The sequence below is a fragment of the Gordonia sp. 852002-10350_SCH5691597 genome (assembly GCF_001665715.1).
Lineage (GTDB): Bacteria > Actinomycetota > Actinomycetes > Mycobacteriales > Mycobacteriaceae > Gordonia > Gordonia sputi.
Genome location: NZ_LZMO01000037.1, coordinates 1 through 4,982 on the forward strand (window position 1 = coordinate 1; position 4,982 = coordinate 4,982).

Consider the following 4,982-nt stretch of genomic DNA (forward strand, 5'->3'; position numbering starts at 1 on the left):
GACCGGGCGGGGGTGAGCGGGGTCGAGTGCGTTCAGGACGAAGTACGCGGCGCGGCGCGAACCCGCGACGCCCGCGTGTTCGGTGAAGTCCACCGGGCAGCCGTCCTGGACGACGATGTTGCGCACGTTGGAGCCACCCGGCGGCAGGCCGAGCGTGTACGGGACGACGGCCTCGTCGTAGCGGGTGGCGATGTTGGTGTAGCTGATCTCTGGGTAGTAGTAGCCGCCCGCAGCGATCTTGCGCATCACGTCCGAGCTGGGGTCGAGTTCGGCGCATCCCTGGCAGAGCGGGGTCTGTGCCGCGGAGATGCCGAGCTTGCGGACCGTCGGCAGGATGAGGTCCGCCCCGGCCACCGTCGAACCCCGCCACGCCGGGGCGATCGATACGTGCTTGTCGATCTTGCCCCGTCCGCCAAGGTATTTCGCGTAGTACGCGGGCACGACGGTGCCCTGCGAATGTCCGACGACGTCGACCTTGGATGCACCCGTCGCGGCGAGGACCTTGTCGACGAAACGCCCGAATTGTGCTGCGCTGTCTTCGATCAGTCCCATTCCGCCGACGGCAGGACCTGGCCACGGCAGCTCATCGAGTGCCCCGTAGGTGAGCGCGAAGACGCAGTAGCCCTCGTTCTTCAGCAGCGGAACGTATGTGCCCCAATTGGTTTGCTGCGATCCGCCCGTTCCGTGTGCGAGCACCACCGGGGTAGGGATGTTTCGACGTCGGGCGGCAGGAGAAGTCGTTGGAGCCCGGGAGCGATCCGCCATGATTGGCCAACTCCGGCGCGATGCCCGAGAAGAAGTTGAACGTCACCGGTAGAGGGACCGCCGACGCGGTGCCCGCAGTCGTCGTCCCGGCGAGCAAGCCGAGTGCCGCAGCGACCGCAACCAGTAGTGAGAATCCCCGAATCTGCATGAACACTGAACCTAGCAAGTGCTTGGTGCGCGCGGGTGGGTTGCGTCGAAAAGCGTGTCGTCGACGCCGCGCTGCTTGCTCGGCGGTCGGGCCCAGTCGGCGGTCGGCGCTCAGTCCAGCCCGCGTTGCGCAGTCCGGTCGCCGCGTCGAGATGCAGCGCGCTGGAGAAGGAAGACGCCCGTGCCCGCTACGCCGACGGCGAGGCCGACGAGACACACGGCCAGCGTGCGACCGCCGCCCCAACCCGTGGCCCACACGACGATCGTCGCCACCAGCCACGCGACCATGCCGACGACGATCACCGGCTCGGGTGCCCGCAGCGATTGCGGCAATTGGGGGATCTCGGGTTCATCGGCCACGGAGGACAGGGTAACTTCCCCCTTGTGACAAGCGATCCCTCGAGTGATCCGACACAGCCATCGAACGCCGACGCACAGTCGGCGGAACCGAGCGCCCAGTCGGCGGAACCGAGCGCCCAGTCGACGCGCTCCGACGCCCAGTCGACGGAACCGGACGCACAGTCGACGCGCCCGGACGCCCAGTCGGCGGAACCGAGCGCCCAGTCGACGCGCCCCGACGCCCAGTCGGCGGAACCGAGCGCCCAGTCGGCGGAACCGACGCGGCGGTTCGGGGCGGTCGACCGCTTCTTCAAGGTCAGCGAACGCGGTTCGACGCTGAACCGCGAGGTGCGCGGCGGTCTGGTGACGTTCTTCACGATGGCCTACATCGTGGTGCTCAACCCGATCATCATCGGCGGCATACCGGGCGAGTCCAAGAACGCCGACGTCCTCGGCAACGTGCTGCCCATCGCGCAGGTCGCGGCCGTCACGGCGCTCGTCGCGGGCGTCATGTCGATCATCTTCGGACTCGTCGCGAACTATCCCTTCGCCATCGCCACCGGTCTGGGCATCAACAGCCTGCTCGCGGTGACCATCGTCCCCGAGGTCACCTGGCCCGAGGCGATGGGGCTGGTCGTGGTCGACGGCATCATCATCGTCATCCTGGCGATCACCGGATTCCGCACCGCGGTGTTCAATGCTGTTCCCGCAGAACTGAAAGCAGCGATCGCAGCGGGTATCGGCTGCTTCGTGGCGTTCATCGGATTCGTCGACGCAGGGTTCGTCCGCCGTATCCCCGACGCCGCGGGCACCACCACGCCGGTCCAGCTCGGCTTCGGTAACTCGATCACCACGGTGCCGACGCTCATCTTCGTGATCGGCGTCCTGCTCATGGGCGCGTTGATGGTGATGAAGGTGCCGGGTGGTCTGCTCCTCGGGATCATCATCACGACGATCATCTCGATCATTCTGGAGTCGACGCTGCATCTCGGCTCTGGCGCGCAGAAGCAGGGCGGCTGGTCGCTGTCGGTGCCGAAGATCCCCGACTCGGCAGGTGGACTGCCCGATCTGAGTCTCGTCGGCAACGTCGACCTCTTCGGCGCCTTCACACGAATCGGCGTGCTCGCGGCGTGTGTGTTCGTCTTCGCGCTGGTGCTGTCGAATTTCTTCGACGCGATGGGCACGATGACCGGACTCGGCCGCGAAGCCGGACTCGCCGACGACAAGGGCAATTTGCCCGGTGTCGGTAAGGCGCTGGTCGTCGAGGGCACGGGTGCGATCGTGGGCGGTGTGGCGTCGTCGTCGTCGAACACGGTCTTCGTCGAGTCGGCGTCGGGCATCGCCGAAGGTGCCCGAACGGGTCTGGCCAACATCGTGACCGGCGGACTGTTCATCGTGGCGATGTTCCTGACGCCGCTGTACGAGGTCATCCCGTCCGAGGCCGTCGCGCCTGCGCTGGTCATCGTCGGTGCGCTGATGATGGGTCAGGTGACCCGCATCGACTTCACGAAGTTCGAGTACGCCCTCCCGGTCTTCCTGACGATCGTCACCATGCCGTTCACCTACTCGATCGCCAACGGCATCGGCGTCGGATTCATCAGCTGGGTGGTGATGGCCGCAGCGGCGGGCAAGGCGCGCAAGGTGCACCCGTTGATGTGGGCGATCGCGATCGTCTTCGCCCTCTACTTCGCGCGCGAACCCATCTCCAACCTGATCAGTTGACCAGAAAACCGGACAATTCGGCCCAATGTCGTCCGTTCGAGTTGTGAAAACGGCCGGTCAGTACTGCAAATGCTGTGCGGCAAACTAATGTAAGGCCCGTGAGTACACCGACCGACGACGGTTTATCGGGTGCCCTGGCGCTAGCGATTGTGCGCTTGGCGCGGCGACTTCGCCTTCGTAGACAGAACCAACTCGTATCTTTGACCCAGTTGTCGGCATTGTCGACGCTTCACATCGAGGGAGCGATGACTCCGGGCGCGCTGGCGGCCGCCGAGCGAGTCAAGCCACCGTCGATGACGCGCGTGCTGGCTTCGCTGTCCGATCTCGGCATGATCGAGCGCGCGCCGCACCCCACAGACGGGCGTCAGGCAATCGTGACGCTGGCTCCCGCGGGCGAGGAGGTCATCGTCGCCGAGCACGCCGCTCGACGCGCCTGGCTCTCCGATCAGATCGACGCACTGACCGACGACGAGCGCGCAACCCTCCGCAGCGCCCTGCCGGTCCTCGCCAAACTGATCAGCGAAACCGACGAGCCCTCCTGAGCGGCGCCCCGCTGATCGAGCCATCCCCGACGCTGATCGAGCTTGTCGAGATCACTCGCCGGTCGAGCCATCCCCGACGCTGATCGAGCCTGTCGAGGTCAGAAAAACGTCCCCGAGAACGGTGCGCGGTCGGCGGCGAACGCCTGGGTCAGCGCGAGCAGCGTGTCGTCGGAGTCTGTCCACAGGCGTCCCGCGCTCGCGAACAGCGACGGCTGCACCCCGCCGAGGAACAAACTCGACAGCACCGAAATATCCATGCGCACAGTCGGATTCGACGTCGACGGCGCGACGATCGCGCCACCGTTACGCACCGATACGTCGAAGACCCCCGCGCGCTCCCGATACCCGTCGGTCACCTCGAGCACGATGTCGAGGTCGGCGGAGTACGTGCGCGTGCTGAGCGCGGCGGGGACGTCGAGGATCGACACCCACATCTTGTCGGAGCGCCCGGTGACCGGCGCGGACCGCAGATCGGTGAGTTTCGCGCGCAGCGGATCGTCGACCGGGATCGACGCCGTCAGCGACGGCACGAGGTCGAGTCCGAGCAGAACCCGCCACAGCTCGGTGTGTGCGTCGTCGGTGATCGCGAACAGTTCCTCCACCTCGCCGCGCACCTGGCCGGCGGAGCTCTTGTGGATGCGATAGCTGGCGTAGCCGTCGGGGTGCAGCAGGTAGTGCAGGCCGCTGGCGGCCGGGGGACGCTCAGACGGACGGTCGGCGAGGATCGGGGCCCACCACTGCGGTGTCCGCGCGAGCGCGCCCGGGCGTGTGCGCGCCCACCGCGCGTGGATGTCGGGGATGGTCGCCGCGACCTGCTCGGGGGTGCCGAAGTAGACCTCGGGGTGATCGGGCGCCTCGGCGCGCAGCGTCGGTTGCCCGGGGGTCACCTCGACGCTCTCGGCGAAGCATGCCGGGCCGAACCCGAACCGCTCGTAGATGGTCCCCTCCGACGCGGTGAGGATCGCGAACGCGAAACCCTCCCTCTCCCACTGAGAGAACAACTCGGTGATCATCCGACGCAGAATTCCTCGTCGACGATGGGTCGACGCGACCGACACCCAGGACAGACCCGCCGCGGGAACCTGCACACCACCGGGGACCGTCATCTGCATCCGGTAGAACATCGACACCCCGACGAGTGGACGGTCGTCGTGCCAGGAGTCGCGGACCAGCACGACGTCGTCGTCGGAGACCTTTCCGCGGAGATCGGTGCGCTCGTCGTCGGAAATAGGATTTCGCATGGCGAACGCGCGAGCATCCGTGGTGATGATCTCGTCCCAGTCGGCGTCGGTGGCCCGTCCGAGGTCGAGTGTGCTGCTGCGATTGTCCGGTGATCTCACTCCTCAACCGTGTCACATGGGTGGGCGTGAGAAACAATTCGGACTGCTTGCGGCAGACTGGACCGCGTGTCCGAGCCTGTTTCAGCCCCGCCTCTGGCGGCCTCAACACCCTCTCTGGCGGTCGACG

At 66.6% G+C, this 4,982-nt stretch carries 4 protein-coding genes and 1 pseudogene; 2 read left to right on the forward strand and 3 right to left on the reverse strand.

From position 1 onward, the window contains the following. Together A5777_RS02775 and A5777_RS02780 are read right to left on the reverse strand one after the other, a co-directional pair. Window positions 1-913 (reverse strand): annotated as a pseudogene (locus A5777_RS02775) (esterase/lipase family protein); the annotation flags it as partial. 110 nt (window positions 914-1,023) lie between these two features. Then, window positions 1,024-1,272: a DUF2530 domain-containing protein gene (locus tag A5777_RS02780; protein ID WP_005206643.1), complete on the reverse strand. Its 249-nt coding sequence runs from the start codon at window positions 1,270-1,272 to the stop codon at window positions 1,024-1,026. A 315-nt stretch (window positions 1,273-1,587) separates the two neighbouring features. On the opposite strand from A5777_RS02780, the gene A5777_RS02785 reads away from it, so the two are divergent. Next, window positions 1,588-2,973 carry an NCS2 family permease gene (locus A5777_RS02785; protein WP_141630882.1) on the forward strand — a complete coding sequence of 462 codons (1,386 nt, stop codon included), beginning with the start codon at window positions 1,588-1,590 and terminating at the stop codon, window positions 2,971-2,973. Window positions 2,974-3,071: 98 nt separating this feature from the next. Continuing rightward, window positions 3,072-3,515 carry a MarR family winged helix-turn-helix transcriptional regulator gene (locus A5777_RS02790; protein WP_064861547.1) on the forward strand — a complete coding sequence of 148 codons (444 nt, stop codon included), beginning with the start codon at window positions 3,072-3,074 and terminating at the stop codon, window positions 3,513-3,515. Window positions 3,516-3,613: 98 nt separating this feature from the next. Here the strand turns inward: A5777_RS02790 and A5777_RS02795 are convergent, their stop codons facing one another. Further along, the gene (locus tag A5777_RS02795) at window positions 3,614-4,855 is read right to left on the reverse strand and encodes a GNAT family N-acetyltransferase (RefSeq protein ID WP_064861548.1); all 1,242 of its coding nucleotides are present in this window, start codon (window positions 4,853-4,855) and stop codon (window positions 3,614-3,616) included. Window positions 4,856-4,982 lie beyond the last annotated feature (127 nt).